General features: G+C 49.9%; 14 protein-coding genes and 1 other RNA gene. 1 reads left to right on the top strand and 14 read right to left on the bottom strand.

Annotated features, from left to right (window positions below; all coding sequences use genetic code 11):
- Nucleotides 1–15: 15 nt before the first annotated feature.
- The 5 genes from BN587_RS10320 to pyrH form a co-directional block, all read right to left on the bottom strand.
- Entirely contained in the window at nt 16–804 is a 789-nt protein-coding gene (locus BN587_RS10320; protein ID WP_021721060.1) for an isoprenyl transferase, read from the bottom strand.
- Between the two features lie 122 nt (nt 805–926).
- Nucleotides 927–1,091 (bottom strand): 4Fe-4S binding protein, encoded by a 165-nt coding sequence (locus BN587_RS10315; RefSeq protein WP_009146289.1) that lies wholly within the window; start codon nt 1,089–1,091, stop codon nt 927–929.
- 17 nt (nt 1,092–1,108) lie between these two features.
- Nucleotides 1,109–1,312, bottom strand: a complete 204-nt coding sequence (locus tag BN587_RS10310) for a hypothetical protein (protein ID WP_021721059.1) — start codon at nt 1,310–1,312, stop codon at nt 1,109–1,111.
- Nucleotides 1,312–1,875 carry a ribosome recycling factor gene (frr, locus tag BN587_RS10305; protein WP_021721058.1) on the bottom strand — a complete coding sequence of 188 codons (564 nt, stop codon included), beginning with the start codon at nt 1,873–1,875 and terminating at the stop codon, nt 1,312–1,314. The genes BN587_RS10310 and frr overlap by 1 nt, the downstream gene beginning before the upstream one ends.
- Nucleotides 1,875–2,603, bottom strand: coding sequence for a UMP kinase (gene pyrH, locus BN587_RS10300; protein ID WP_021721057.1), 729 nt, complete (start codon nt 2,601–2,603; stop codon nt 1,875–1,877). Before pyrH ends, frr begins: the two co-directional genes overlap by 1 nt.
- A 214-nt stretch (nt 2,604–2,817) precedes the next feature.
- Between pyrH and BN587_RS10295 the strand changes: the two genes are divergently transcribed.
- Nucleotides 2,818–3,351 (top strand): ECF transporter S component, encoded by a 534-nt coding sequence (locus tag BN587_RS10295; RefSeq protein WP_021721056.1) that lies wholly within the window; start codon nt 2,818–2,820, stop codon nt 3,349–3,351.
- A 122-nt stretch (nt 3,352–3,473) separates the two neighbouring features.
- Here BN587_RS10295 and BN587_RS10290 read toward each other — a convergent pair whose 3' ends face one another.
- The 9 genes from BN587_RS10290 to aspS all read right to left on the bottom strand — a co-directional run bounded on the left by BN587_RS10290 (nt 3,474) and on the right by aspS (nt 14,401).
- Entirely contained in the window at nt 3,474–5,135 is a 1,662-nt protein-coding gene (locus BN587_RS10290) for a nucleoside kinase (protein ID WP_021721055.1), read from the bottom strand.
- A gap of 1 nt (nt 5,136) precedes the next feature.
- Complete coding sequence (locus BN587_RS10285) at nt 5,137–6,381, bottom strand: pyridoxal phosphate-dependent aminotransferase (RefSeq protein WP_021721054.1); 1,245 nt, start codon at nt 6,379–6,381, stop codon at nt 5,137–5,139.
- A 21-nt stretch (nt 6,382–6,402) separates the two neighbouring features.
- Nucleotides 6,403–8,784, bottom strand: coding sequence for an endonuclease MutS2 (locus tag BN587_RS10280; protein WP_021721053.1), 2,382 nt, complete (start codon nt 8,782–8,784; stop codon nt 6,403–6,405).
- A gap of 134 nt (nt 8,785–8,918) precedes the next feature.
- Complete coding sequence (locus tag BN587_RS10275; protein ID WP_021721052.1) at nt 8,919–9,209, bottom strand: hypothetical protein; 291 nt, start codon at nt 9,207–9,209, stop codon at nt 8,919–8,921.
- A gap of 114 nt (nt 9,210–9,323) precedes the next feature.
- Nucleotides 9,324–10,160 carry a pyruvate, water dikinase regulatory protein gene (locus BN587_RS10270; protein ID WP_044484866.1) on the bottom strand — a complete coding sequence of 279 codons (837 nt, stop codon included), beginning with the start codon at nt 10,158–10,160 and terminating at the stop codon, nt 9,324–9,326.
- Nucleotides 10,141–10,809 (bottom strand): helix-turn-helix transcriptional regulator, encoded by a 669-nt coding sequence (locus BN587_RS10265; RefSeq protein ID WP_021721050.1) that lies wholly within the window; start codon nt 10,807–10,809, stop codon nt 10,141–10,143. Before BN587_RS10265 ends, BN587_RS10270 begins: the two co-directional genes overlap by 20 nt.
- Nucleotides 10,810–10,942: 133 nt before the next feature.
- The gene (locus BN587_RS10260; RefSeq protein ID WP_021721049.1) at nt 10,943–12,229 is read right to left on the bottom strand and encodes a replication-associated recombination protein A; all 1,287 of its coding nucleotides are present in this window, start codon (nt 12,227–12,229) and stop codon (nt 10,943–10,945) included.
- A 48-nt stretch (nt 12,230–12,277) separates the two neighbouring features.
- Nucleotides 12,278–12,461, bottom strand: a non-coding RNA gene (ssrS, locus tag BN587_RS12100) — 6S RNA.
- A 143-nt stretch (nt 12,462–12,604) separates the two neighbouring features.
- Nucleotides 12,605–14,401 (bottom strand): aspartate--tRNA ligase, encoded by a 1,797-nt coding sequence (aspS, locus tag BN587_RS10255; protein ID WP_009146276.1) that lies wholly within the window; start codon nt 14,399–14,401, stop codon nt 12,605–12,607.
- Nucleotides 14,402–14,403 lie beyond the last annotated feature (2 nt).

Here is a 14,403-nt window from a genome sequence, read left to right as displayed (position 1 = left end):
GACGTATACGGCTTCTTACCGGCTGACTAAGCCGCCGAAACGGCGCTCGCGCCCCTGATAAGCCAAAATCGCCTCCACCAGATGATCCGGTGTAAACTCCGGCCAGAACACCTTGGTCGTCCAGATTTCCGCATAAGCAATCTGCCACAGCAAAAAGTTGCTGATACGCAAATCACCGCCCGGACGGATAAGCAGATCCGGCGCAGGCAGGCCCTTGGTATACAAATGGTTTTCAATTACATTACTATCTATATCTTCTACGGCCAGAGTACCGTTGGCAGCTTCCGCCGCAATAGTACGCACAGCATGCAGAATTTCTGCCTGTCCGCCGTAGTTTATAGCCAAATTCAAAATAATACCGGTGTTGTTTTTCGTTGCCTCTATTGCGTGCTCCATCTTCTGCTGCACTATCTCAGGCAGACCTTTACGCGAGCCGATAAAACGCACCTGTACGTTATTTTCGTTAAATTCGTCAATCTCATTGGTCAGATAACGGCTTAAAAGCTCCATGATGAAGTTTACTTCCGTCACCGGACGCTTCCAGTTTTCTGTCGAAAATGCATAAGCACTGATAACCTTAACTCCCAGCTTATCAGCTGCACGGACAATAGTTTTCAGTGTTTCCGCTCCGGCCTGATGGCCAAAGGTGCGCACCTTGCCCTGAGCCTTAGCCCAGCGACCGTTGCCGTCCATAATAATAGCAATATGCTGAGGAATATTCTGCATATCCAGATCCTCAGTATGCATTACGATATTATTCTTAGTCTTATTTTTTGTTTGAAACAAGCCTCTAAACACAAGCATCAAGCCCTTCGCTAAAATTTGTAACTTGCTTTTAGTTTTCTTTACTTTTCCCCTGATTAAAGAAGAGGCGTGCCTCCCCCTTGCGGGAGGCCGCCTTCCTGATTTTGCATTGCAGTCTTGAATTACTCAATAGCGCCAACCGGGCAGCTAGCAGCGCAAGCGCCGCATTCTACGCAGTCTTCACCGATTTCGTATTTACCGTCAACTTCAGTAATAGCGCCAACGGGGCAGGTAGCAGCACAAGTACCGCAGCCTACGCAAGAATCCTTATCAATTTTCAGAGCCATTCGTCGCACCTCCTTCCTTATCTATACACAATGGTAAGAGCTAATCTATTAGCAGACAACTGCTGTTGTCTTACTACATATCTGCGCACCTCACGTCCTTCAAAGTCTGCCTCGCTTGCACGCGGCGGCAGCAGAGGCTGCACCTCATAGCTGCAGCCTGCGGCCTCCAGGCGACGGGCAGCCTCCTTGAGAGGCAGTGCCAAAACCTGTGGAATTTCCATTATACTTCCATTACTTCTTTTTCTTTGTTAGCGGCTGCAGCGTCGATTTCCTTCATAACCTTATCTGTCAGCTTCTGTACCTTTTCAGTACCCTTCTTAGCCTCGTCCTCAGTGATTTCCTTAGCCTTTTCGGTCTTTTTGATAGCATCGTTGGCATCACGGCGCAGGTTGCGGACTACAACACGGTATTCCTCAGCTTTTTTATGTACAACCTTCACCAGCTCCTTACGACGTTCTTCGGTCAGCTGCGGCAGGTTCAGACGAATGCAGATACCGTCGCTGTTCGGGTTCAGACCGAGGTCGGATTTCATAATTGCTTTTTCGATATCCTTCAGAATGTTTTTCTCCCAAGGTTGAATAACAATCATGCGCGGTTCCGGTACGGTTACGCTTGCAACCTGAGTGACAGGTGTCGGGGAACCATAGTAATCAACCATAACCTTCTCCAGCAGAGAGGGAGTTGCACGGCCAGCACGCAGGCTTGCCAGATCTACACGCAGAGCAGCAACGGATTTTTCCATCTTGCTCTCGATACCGCTGATAATTTCATTAACTGTTGCCATTATTCCTTACCTCCTACCAGGGTACCAATTTTTTCGCCTGCAGCAGCACGCAGAATGTTACCCGGTTCATCAATATTAAATACTACAATAGGAATGTTGTTATCCATGCACAGGCTGATTGCAGTGGAATCCATTACGCTGAGATGACGTTTGATAACCTCGATGTAAGGCAGCTCATCAAATTTCTTCGCATCCGGATTAACTGCCGGATCGCTGTCATAAACACCATCTACGCCTTTTTTAGCCATCAGGATAGCGTCTGCTTCGATTTCCGCAGCACGCAGAGCAGCGGTGGTATCGGTGGAGAAATAGGGGTTACCGGTACCTGCGGCAAAAATAACGACTCTTGCTTTTTCCATATGGCGGATAGCACGGCGACGAATGTAGGGTTCTGCAATCTGACGCATTTCAATAGCGGTCTGCACACGGGTCGGAACCTCTAAGTTTTCCAAAGCATCCTGCAACGCCAAAGAGTTGATAACGGTTGCCAGCATTCCCATGTAGTCAGCAGTAGCACGGTCCATGCCCTTGTTGCTGCCGCTGAGTCCGCGCCAGAAGTTACCGCCGCCATTAACGATAGCAACCTCTACCCCTGTCTCAACCACAGCCTTGATTTGCTTGGCCAAGGCATATACTACTGTCGGATCAATGCCAAAGCCTTTTTCACCGGCCAGGGCTTCACCACTAAGCTTTAAAACTACACGTTTGAATTTCTTAAGTTCTGTCACGATAGCGACCTCCCATTTTTTACTTATTCCTATACTCTATTCAATAATTATACCAAAAATACCTGCTTTATTCTACCAAAAATTTTATGAAGAATTAGCGAAAGAAATTCCCCGGCTAATCTGACCATAGATAATTTTTCTGTTCTGGCAATATTATTATAACCAAACAGCGATATAATAGTTTTTATCATCTTATAAAGAGGGGAATGTTTATATGGAACATATAGAACGTAACGCACAAAAAAGTAACGCCACCCTGGCAATCTGCATCACCGCACTGTTTATGGCGCTCAATATTATGATGAGCTCCTTCGGTCTGCCGGTACCGGGCGGCCATTTATATCTTAATGACATTATCATCTGCACGGCAGCAATTCTGCTGGACGACCCCAAGGCTGCCTTCATCGTCGGCGGAGTTGGTGCCTTCTTGGGCGATTTATTCTTCTACCCGACACCGATGTTCGTTTCTCTGGTTACTCACGGCATTCAGGCTGTAGTAATCTGCCTCTTAGCACACCGCGGCGGCAAGGTAAGCTTCAAGGGCGCTGCACTCGGCGTAATTTTGGGCGCTGTTATCATGATTGTGGGCTATTCTCTGGGACGTGCTTTTATTTACAGCACACCGCACTACGCTTATATCAAACTGCCCTACCAGATTCTGCAGGCAGCAGTCGGCGCTGTCGGCGGCCTGGTGCTCTGCTTCAAGGCCGGTCTGCTGGAGCGCTTCGACAAAATGTTCCGCAAATAATTTTTACCGTTAACACAAAAGCTGTTGTACGCAAGCAAACGTACAACAGCTTTTTTATTTGCGTCCACCTGCTGCCCCAACTTGGGCAGCAGACAAATTACCACAATATTTTGTTGTGAATATTACAGTGCGTCCTTGAACACACTGCCGCCGATAAATTCACGCAGGATAGAATTATTGGGAATAACCTCATCCTCCAACGGCTTAACGTAGCTTAAAATGTTCAGCAGACGGCGCGCAGTAGTATAGGCCATGCCTGCGGACTGCGGTACAGCACGCAGCAGCGGCTCCGCATATTTTTTCAGTACAGCAAATTCATAAATCAGCGTGGTGTTGAAAATAATATCGGCACTGCTCTGGTACGGAAAGATGTATTTTTCTTCACCCTCACGCACGTCGGACCAGGTTTTCAGCGTAGTTTCCGCATCATGCGAACGGAACTGACTGTCGCGCACCATACGGCGCAGCAGACGCATATCGGTAGTACGGATGCGGTTGTACTCGTCAAAAGACATGGGCGTCAGCGCACTGACGTAAATTTTGATTTTATGTTCCGTCGGTACGGACGGTGTCAGCTTTTCATTCAGGCCGTGGATACCTTCGATAACCAGCACGGAATTTTCCTGCAGCTGCAGCTCATTGCCGCGATATTCACGGCAACCGGTGCGGAAATTGTACTTGGGCATTTTCACTTTTTCACCTGCCAGCAGACGCTGCAGATGCTCGTTGAACAGCTCCAGGTCGATAGCCTCCAGGCATTCAAAGTCATAGCTGCCGTCAGCCTTACGCGGCGAATCGACACGGTTTTTATAATAGTCATCCATAGAAATAGCAATCGGACGCAGGCCGTTGACTGCCATCTGGATGCTCAAACGCTGTGCCGTAGAGGTCTTGCCGGAAGAGGACGGACCTGCAATCAGCACCAGCTTCAGCTCATGGTGACTTGCCAGGATATCGGCAATATTGGCCAGCTTCTTTTCATGCAGCGCTTCCGCTACCTGAATAATCTTTTCGGCATAGCCTAAATCAATAATTTTATTGAGCTTGCCAACAGTATTGCAATGAATCATAGCAGACCATTCTTCTGCTTCCTGATAGGCATCGTTAAGGCGCGGCTGGTCTACAAATGGCGGCAGCACCTGCCAGCTGCCGTCATCAGGATAATTGATAATCACACCGTCAGCATACGGCAGCAGCTCAAAATGCGGCACATAGCCGGCATCGGGGCACATGGGGCCGAAGAGATAACCGGGTACGCCCTCCAGAAGGTTAATCGTCAGCACGGTGTCATCCGGCACCTGAGCCAGCAGCGCCAGGTTATCATCGCTGCAGATGGCGCAGGCCATATCAATAGCCTCGGATTTAGGCAGACGCAGCAGCTTAATAGGCTCCCTGCGTTCTGCCATTTTATGCATATATTCTTCAATGCTGCGAATATCTTCAGCGGTGAGCTTACGCTCGCTGTTATCCTTGCAGTAGAGCGCGCTTCCCAGGGAATTGCGCACCTCCAGATGTACATCGGGATAAAGCTTTTTGGTTGCCGCAATCAGCATAAACAGCAGCGTGCGCACATAAACACGCATGCCTACGGAATTGTTGACTTCCACGAAATCAACAGTGCCGTCGGCAGTAAGCGGACGCTGCAGGTCACATTCCTCACCGTTATAGAGTCCCATAACGATGGGAGAAGCATATTTATCGCTCAATTTTTGAGCTAAAGGCAGCAGTGTGCTGCCCTCCTCTACTTCGATAATTTGTCCATTGGACAACTGCAGCTTAAGCATTTTATTCGCCAACGGCTTGCATTGCAGCGTTGACCTTAGCAGCCATGCCTTTGATTTTCTTCAGAGGTACGGCGCAAACAGCGATACGCACACCTGCAGCCAGAGGAACTGCAAAAATGTTGTCCTCATGCAGCTTGTCGCAGATTGCATCCGGGTTTTTAGCAGGAATAGACAGGAAGAAGCCTGCTACATACGGCAGCATCGGCAGGCCGCATTCTTCTGCTTCCTTGGTGAACAGGTCGGCACGTGCCTTAATCATCTGATAATAGTAATCACGCTCAGCGCAAACCTTCGCCAACAGCTCAGGATCGCTGTAGATGGTTGCCAGAGTGCGCATAGCCGGACGGTTGATGTTGGACCAGGTTGCACGGCTGGTGTATTGGTTGATAGCAGCGAACTCGTCGATAACGCTCTTGTCGGAGGAAACGCCGATCATAGCGCCGGTACGCTGACCGTACATGGTGAAGCCTTTGGACATGCTGTAGCCGACAATACAAAGAATGTTGGCAGGCAGACCGGAGAGCTTTTTAAAGATTTTGCGTACTTCTTCTTTTTCGCCGGCATAATCGATATAAGCAACGTCCAGGAAAAACACGATGTTTTTGCCCGGTACGGCAGCCTCCTTCAGAATTGCCAGTACGCCGTCCATATCCTCGCCGCTCAGGCTGTAGCCAGTAGGATTGTGCGCCGGAGTATTCAGCAGATACAGCAGGTTATCCTGCTTAGCAAGCAGTTCATCAACCTTTTCCTTCAAAGCAGGCAGGTTGAATTTATTGTTTTCATCCAGCATTTTATAGGTGGTAAAATTACGGCCCATATCCTGGCACAGTACTTTGTAAGCGCCCCAGTACCAGTCGGAGCAGAGCACGGTATCACCATTATCGGTGTAGTTCCAGATAGCATGGTGGATAGCACCGGTGCCGCCTGCGGTTGCTACTGCAGCAATATAGCCTTCCGGACGTGAGTTGCCGAAGGCGGCAGTCAGTACGCAGTCCAGATATTCAGGCAGACCGCTGATAGGTGCGTAAGCAATCATTTCGTTAGTGGAAAGACCGCGGAAAACCTCTTCTACAGTCGGCAGGCAGACGAGCTTTTCATCCTCGTCTAAAATAGCGCCGATGGTAGCGTTGGTAACGGCATCCTTGCCGTATTTGGCAGCAGCTGCCACAGCAGCAGCGTTAGCACCGAAAATTTTATCTTGGGCAGATTTACCCTTAGCGTGTTTTGCAGCAATACTCATAGTCATAGTTAACTACTCCTTTCAAAATTACAAATCAATAACCGTAGCGCCACTGCCACCGGCCTCCAGCGCCGCCGTCTCCAGCTTCTTGACAAAGCGGTTGGTCGACAGATACGCTGTCAGTCCGGCGCGCAAGGCACCGGTTCCTTTGCCATGGATGAGGCGCAGCTGGCCGATACCGGCAATCAGCGCATCATCAATAGCTTTATCTACAACGGGAATTGCTTCATCCAGCGTCATCCCGCGCAAATCAATTTCCTGTTTGGCACTGCCTGATTTGGCAATGAACATCTGGTGTGCGTAATTGGCAGCAGCATTCTTGCTGAAGCCCTTGCGCTTTTTAGGCGCAGCATCGGTATGCGCAGGCTGTGCCTTGGTCAGCAGGCATTTTTTTGCCGGCACAGTCATTTTCAGGATACCAACCTGCACTGTTACATCGTTGCCGTTGACATCGGTAATAATGCCATTCTTCCCTAAGGAAACGACAAAAACATTCAGGCCCTTCTTGGCTGTCTTGGCAGATAACGGTGCGCCCTCCGGCAATGGTGCGTCCTCGCTCAGCGTTTTATTGAGCTTCTTGCGTGCTTCCTCTGCTGCCTGCTCCAGGCGCTTCGTATCGAAGTCAGCCTTCATGGAGCGCAGCTCCTTCAGCACTGCTTCGGATTCACGACGGCTGCGGCGATAGATTTCATCCGCCTGCTCACGCGCCTTACGCAGCATTTCATTCTTACGGCGTTCAAACTCGCTCTTGGAATAAGCCAGTGCGTTGCGCAGCTGCTCGCTTTCGCGACGCAGGTCCTCAATCTCCTTACTGCCGCTTTCATAACGGCGACGTTCGCTGTCCAGCTCCTGCAGTACATTTTCCATATGTACATGCTCCTGGTTCAGCAGCTCGCCGGCATTTTGGATAATATCCTCAGCCAAACCCAGACGGCGGCTGATATTGAAGGCATTACTGCTTCCCGGTACGCCCATCAGCAAGCGATATGTAGGACGCAGCGACACGGGGTCAAATTCCACGCTGGCATTTTCCATGCCCTCGTGACCGTAGGCAAAGGTTTTCAGCTCGCTGTAGTGGGTTGTTACCATCGTCAGCACGCCCTGCTCATGCAGGTGCTCCAGCATCGCCATAGCCAGCGCAGCGCCCTCGTTCGGGTCCGTACCGGCACAGATTTCGTCAATCAGCACCAAATCTCCTGCCTTGACCTCGTTTAAAATGCTGATTAAATTCGTCATATGCGCAGAGAAGGTTGACAGGCTCTGCTCAATGCTCTGCTCATCACCGATATCCGCATAAACCGCACGGAATACCGGCAGCTTGGCACTGCTTGCGGGGATAAACAGACCGATTTGCGCCATCAGCGCAAAGAGGCCTACAGCCTTCTGTGCTACCGTTTTACCGCCGGTGTTGGGGCCGGTAATCAGCAGCATGGTGAATTTATCGCCAAGCTGTACGTCCAAAGGCACTACCGTATCCTTCGGCAGCAACGGGTGACGTCCCTGCGCAATTTCCACACCGCCGGACAGCACCAGCATCGGTCGTACCGCATGCTGCTCCTGCGCCAGCAAAGCTCTGGCGCAGATAACGTCCAGCGTAGTAAAGATTTCCAGCGAAGCCAGCAGCGCCTTCGCCTCCGCGCCCACGTTCTGCGTAAGCTGACGCAGAATACGCTCGATTTCCTCGTGCTCCTCTGCAACATAACGCTTGATATCATTGTTCAGGTTGACAACAGCCAGCGGCTCGATAAACAGCGTTGCACCCGTACCGCTCTGGTCGTGCACGATGCCGGGGAAGTTCATCTTATATTCCTGCTTCACAGGGATAACGTAACGGTCACCGCGCATCGTCACGATGTTATCCATGAAATACTTCTGGTTATTCGGGTCATGCAGAATGCTGTCGAGCTTTTCCTTCACGCGGTTTTTGGCAATCTGAATCGCAGTACGCAGACCGCCGAGCTTCGGCGAAGCGTTGTCCTTAATTTCGCCATGCTCGTCAATCGCACTGCCAATCTGCTTTTCCAAACGGCTGAATTGCGTCAGCTCCGCGCCGTATTCGGCCAGATTAGGCGCTGTCTCAGCATTTTCCGCAGTAAAATCCTTCATCGAAGCAAAGGCCTGCACCGTTGTCTGGATATGCTGCAGCTCCTCCGGCTCCAGCACACTGCCAAGCTCCGCGCGCTTCACGTCGGCCGTAATATTGAACGCACCGCCGAAGGGGAAACGTCTGCCTTCATCCAGAATGCGCAGTGCTTCCGCAGTTTCCTCCTGCAGGCGCTTAACCTTACTGAATTCACTTTCAATCTGCAGGGAAATTATTGCCTGCTTGCCCAAAAAGGTTGCGGCCTTGGAGGCCAACATATTTTTTACTTTATCAAATTCTAATGTCTTTACAGCAAAGCGTGCCATAGTTTTTTGCACCTCTAAATCTAAATCATAATAATATATTATAGCATATTTGCAAAGCTTTGTGCTACTGCCTGCAACAGCTATTCCCTCTTACCGAGGCTGCATAAAAACGCAATCCGTTGAAAGCGCAGACATCACTCTGCGATAAAAAGCTCGCCGTCACGCTCGTAGGCATAGAATTCCTGCTCTAAAATGCGGGCAATGCGCACAAAATCATCAGCCACATCGGCATCAGTATAAGCCACCAGCAGTTTTTCCGCATAGCTGCGTCCTTTGTAATAGCCAACGGCGTCCTGTACGAAAAAGCCGTCCGTATGCTTATACAGCACCTCAGCAAACTCATCTATCACCTGCTGCCACGGAGCAGGCTTTAAAGCACCGTTCTCATAAACAGCGCAGGGAATATGAAAAACGTATCTGTGCACTAAGGCAACCTCCTTCAACCCTCTTTATCCAAAAACGGCCACCGGCAGACGCTTTGCTGCCAATGGCCGTTTACCTTCTGACTCACTGCAACAGCAGCTCAGAGCTACACTGATTTAGTTTTCGTGATGGCGTTCCTTGTTCTTGCGCACATACTCCATGATAATACCGGCGGTTTCTTCAATCGCACGGTTGGAAACGTTGATAATCTGGCAGTGCAGACGGCGCATAATGCCCTTAGCATAAGCCAGCTCGTCATCAATACGCTTCATATCGGCATAAGTCGCAGTATCAGACAGGCCCATGGTTTTCAGACGCTCGCTGCGGATTTCGTTCAGCTTGAACGGGTCAATCAAAAGACCGATAATCTTATACGGCGGCACCTTGAAGAGCTCTTCAGGCGGAGCCAGCTCCGGTACCAGCGGCACGTTGGCAACCTTAATCTGCTTGTGTGCCAGATACATGCTCAGCGGAGTTTTGGAGGTACGGGAAACGCCGATAATAACAACGTCCGCCTTCAGCAGGCCCAAAGGATTTTTGCCATCATCGTATTTAACAGCAAATTCCACAGCCTCAACACGCTTGAAGTATTCGTGGTCCAGAGAGTGAATCAGGCCGGCCTGATTTTTCGGCAGCAGACCGGTAGACTTTTCGATGGATTTCAGCATCGGTCCCAAAACGTCAACTACCTCAACATCACTGCTCATAGCCTTGTCCGCCATATGCTCGCGCAGTTCCGGCGATACGATTGTATAGCAGATAACCGCATTATTTGTTGCAGCCTCTTCTACAATTTTATCAATTTGTTCCTTGTCCTTTACGTAAGGAACACGGATAACATCAAATTTTTCTTCTACGAACTGACTGGTAGTTGCCTTAACTACAGACTCCGCAGTTTCACCAATAGAGTCAGATACAGCATAAATAACCGGATTAAGCTTCGTTATTATGATAATTACCCCCCTTACCCTCAGCCAGATCTACCAGCAGACGAGTAAAATTAGTTTTTGTGATACGTCCCAGAACCTGATACATGCGCTTCTTTTCATCAATGATTTTTACTACCGGCAGACAGTCGATTTCATTATCAATCAGTCTGCGAGCTGCCGAAGCGGCAGGCTCATCCGGTGTAGCTACGATGATTTTGGAAATCGGCGTCATTACCATGACCACTGGAATATCACGCAAATCATTATTATTGATAGCAGCCTTCAGTAAATCCTTTCGCGACAAAATGCCGTTCATCATGCCTTCCTCATCCAGCACGAACACCGTTCCGACATCCTCAAGGAACATGGTAACAACTGCTTCGTAGGCGCTCTTGTCATGTTTAATCGCTACCGGTACCGACTGCAGATCCTGCACAGTAATAGCAGAAATTTCTTCCATCAGCATACCCAAAGTATTTTTACCGGTATAAAAATAACCAACCTTCGGTCTCGCATCAAGAATACCACCCATAACAAGGATTGCCAGATCACTGCGTAAGGCAGCGCGGGTTACATTCAGCCTTTCGGCTATATGCTCGCCGGTAATAGGTCCGTCCAGACGTACAATTTCAGCAATTTGCTTCTGCCTGTTGCTTAAAGCTATGATCTTCACACCCTTTCTATCTAATACAATAGTCTATAATATAGGTATAGTATACACTATTAACAGAAAAAATGCTAGATTGCGACACAAATAATTTCCGCAAAATTTAGCTGTATAGCTTAAATTTCTAATTGTGTTATTTTTATCTGCGCCCCTTGTCCTGACCGTGACCGCTGGGAATGTAATAGCGCGTTCCCACCAGCTCATCCGGCAGATACTGCTGCTCCACCCAGCCTCCGGGGAAGTTGTGCGGATATTTATAATCTATGCCGTGCCCCAGCTTGGCAGCACCGGGATAATGCGCGTCACGCAAATGCTTGGGCACACTGCCGCAGTTACGGCTGCGCACATCCGCGCGCGCTTTGGCAATGCCCATATAGGCTGTGTTGCTCTTGGGTGCGTTGGCGATATAGCACACTGCCTCCGCCAACGGTATCTGCGCCTCAGGCCAGCCGACAAAATCGGCAGCCTGCGCCGCAGCGTTAGCTACCACCAGTGCCTGCGGGTCCGCCAGGCCTACATCCTCTGCCGCACAGATAACAACGCGACGCGCCACAAAGCGCACGTCCTCGCCGCCCTCAATCATGCGCGCCAAATAATGCAGCGCTGCATCCGCATCACCGCCGCGCATGCTCTTGATAAAAGCGCTGATGATATCATAATGCTGATCACCCTTTTTATCGTAACGCTGCAGCGCCGTACCGATAACGCTGCGCAAGGTTGCCACCGTCAGCACACGCTCGCCCTCCTCCGGCAGCATGAACTCGGCCTGCTCCAGAATGTTCAGCGCACTGCGGGCATCACCTGCCGCAAAATCGGCAATAATCCTCAGCGCCTCAGGCTCAGCCTTAAAGCTGTTGCCAAAACCACGCTCCGAGTCGGCAATTGCACGCTCTAGAATCTGCTGAATCTGCGGTGCCTGCAGCTTTTCCAAACGCACCACCTTCATGCGCGAAAGCAGCGGCGAATTGATTTCAAAAAAAGGGTTTTCGGTAGTAGCACCGATGAGCACTATCGTGCCGTTTTCCACGTAAGGGAGCAGCACATCCTGCTGCGCCTTGTTGAAGCGATGAATCTCGTCGATAAACACGATAGTACGGCCACGTCCGTTGCGTCTGTCCTCCTGCGCCTTGGCGATGAGCTTGCGCAGCTCGGGGACACCGCTGGAAACGGCGTTGATGGCCTCGAACTTTTCGCCGGTAACGTGTGCGATAACCTTCGCCAGCGTTGTTTTGCCGGTTCCCGGAGGTCCGTAAAAGAGTACGGACTGCAGCACATCACGCTCAATCATGCGGCGCAGCGGACTGCCTGCGCCTACGGCGCTCTCCTGCCCTACAAAGTCGCTGAGGCGTTCGGGACGCATGCGGTCAGCCAAAGGCTTCGTCTGTCGCTTTTCAGTTTCAAATAAATTACCGAATAGATTTTCCATCGCTCTTTACCTGTATCTTTCTGTGACAAAAATTATCTCATAAAAAAATTAATCCCCACAATGCCGTCCAGCTCCGTGTTTTGAACCTGCATGTGCAGGTGGGTGCCTTCCCTACCAATCGCAAACGTCCACTCAAAGGAGGCATGTTTTTGAAAGAAGGAGTATCAGGCTCCCTAGGTTAGAGTGTTGGCTCAAAACCTTTGGAGCAATGTAACGAACATCGCAGGGGTATAATTAACAACTATTCTTCAATTGTCTTTAACTTCTATCGACATACATATAATACCAAAAATGGAAGCGTTTTTCAACGCTTCCATTAAAAATTTTTGAATATTTATTTTGCTTTATCCTCTTGACAGAAGCAGGCTAAAGTGCTTATTTGTCTTCTTTGTCCTTCTTCATCAGCAGGCTGGTCTTGATGTGCAGCTCACGCAGCTGTTTTTCATCAACATCGTTAGGAGCCTGAGTCATCAGATCGGACGCGCTCTGAGTTTTCGGGAAAGCAATTACGTCGCGGATAGAATCGCGCTGAGCCATAATCATGATCAGACGGTCAAGACCGAATGCCAGACCACCGTGTGGCGGAGCACCGTATTCGAATGCGTTCATCATGAAGCCAAACTTCTCTTGTGCTTCCTCATCGGACAGGCCGATAGCTTCGAATACCTTCTTCTGTACGTCGCGGCGATGGATACGGATGGAACCGCCGCCGATTTCGGTGCCGTTCAGAACCATATCATAAGCCTTAGCATATACCTTGCCGGGATTGGTCAGCAGCAGCGGCAGGTCCTCGTCACGCGGAGCGGTGAACGGATGGTGCATTGCAACATAACGTTTTTCTTCCTCGTTGTACTCGAACATCGGGAAGTCAACTACCCAGGTGAAGGCCAGCTTATCCGGATCAATCAGACCACGACGTTTAGCCATTTCGATACGCAGTGCGCCCAGAGAAGCAGCAACTACGGACGGTTTATCAGCAACGAAGAGCAGCAGGTCGCCTGCTTCAACTTCAGCAGCTTTTTTGATTGCTTCGATGTTTTCATCGCTGAAGAATTTAGCGATAGAGGATTTTACGCCGCCTTCTGCCGGGAATTGCAGCCAAGCCATACCCTTAGCACCGTAGATGCCGCAGAATTTAACGAGCTCATCCAGCTGACGACGCGGAATATCTGCATAGCCTTTTACGTTAATGCATTTTACCTGACCGCCGTTAGCGATAACATTGTTGAATACCTGGAAGGTGCAGCCTTGAACAGCTTCGCTGACATTTTTCAGCTCCATGCCGAAGCGCAGGTCCGGTTTATCGCTGCCGAAACGATCCATAGCATCGTCCCAGGTCAGACGTTGGAAAGGAATCTGGATATCCTTGCCCAGAGCACCCTTGAAGATGTGGTGGATTAAGCCTTCCATCAGCTCCAGGATTTCATCAACTTCCATGAAGGACATTTCCATGTCCAGCTGGGTGAATTCCGGCTGACGGTCGGCACGCAGGTCCTCATCACGGAAGCAACGTGCGATTTGGAAATAACGCTCCATACCGGCTACCATCAGCAGCTGTTTGAAGATTTGCGGAGATTGCGGCAGTGCATAGAACTTGCCAGGGTTTACACGGCTCGGAACGAGGTAGTCACGAGCACCCTCCGGAGTGGATTTGCACAGCATCGGAGTTTCAATCTCGAGGAAATGGTTATCATCAAGATAGTCGCGCATCAGCTTAGCAACTTTGTGACGCAGAATCAGATTGCGTTGCATTTCCGGACGGCGCAGGTCCAGATAACGGTATTTCAGACGCAGGTTTTCATCGGTGTCAATGCCGTCTTTAATGTAGAACGGAGGAGTTTTAGCACCGTTCAGCACTTCGATATCATGTGCCAGTACTTCGATAGTACCGGTAGGAATGTTTTCGTTGATGGTGTCCTCATCACGCAGACGTACATTACCAATTACTTTGATAACATATTCGTTACGGATGTCCTCGGCAGTTTTGAAGCTGCTGCCTGCGCTTTCGGGATCGGCAACAACCTGCACGATACCGCTGCGGTCACGCAAATCGATAAAAATCAATCCGCCGTGGTCACGTCGTTTAGCAACCCAGCCGCACAGTACAACCTGTTCGCCGGCTTGCTCCTTAGTCAGCACACCACAATGATGGCTGCGTTTTTCATTAATCATCT

The sequence above is a fragment of the Phascolarctobacterium succinatutens CAG:287 genome, assembly GCF_000434895.1.
Lineage (GTDB): Bacteria > Bacillota > Negativicutes > Acidaminococcales > Acidaminococcaceae > Phascolarctobacterium_A > Phascolarctobacterium_A succinatutens_A.
Note: the sequence above shows the minus strand (reverse complement) of the source record. Positions and strands in the feature narration are given on the sequence as shown.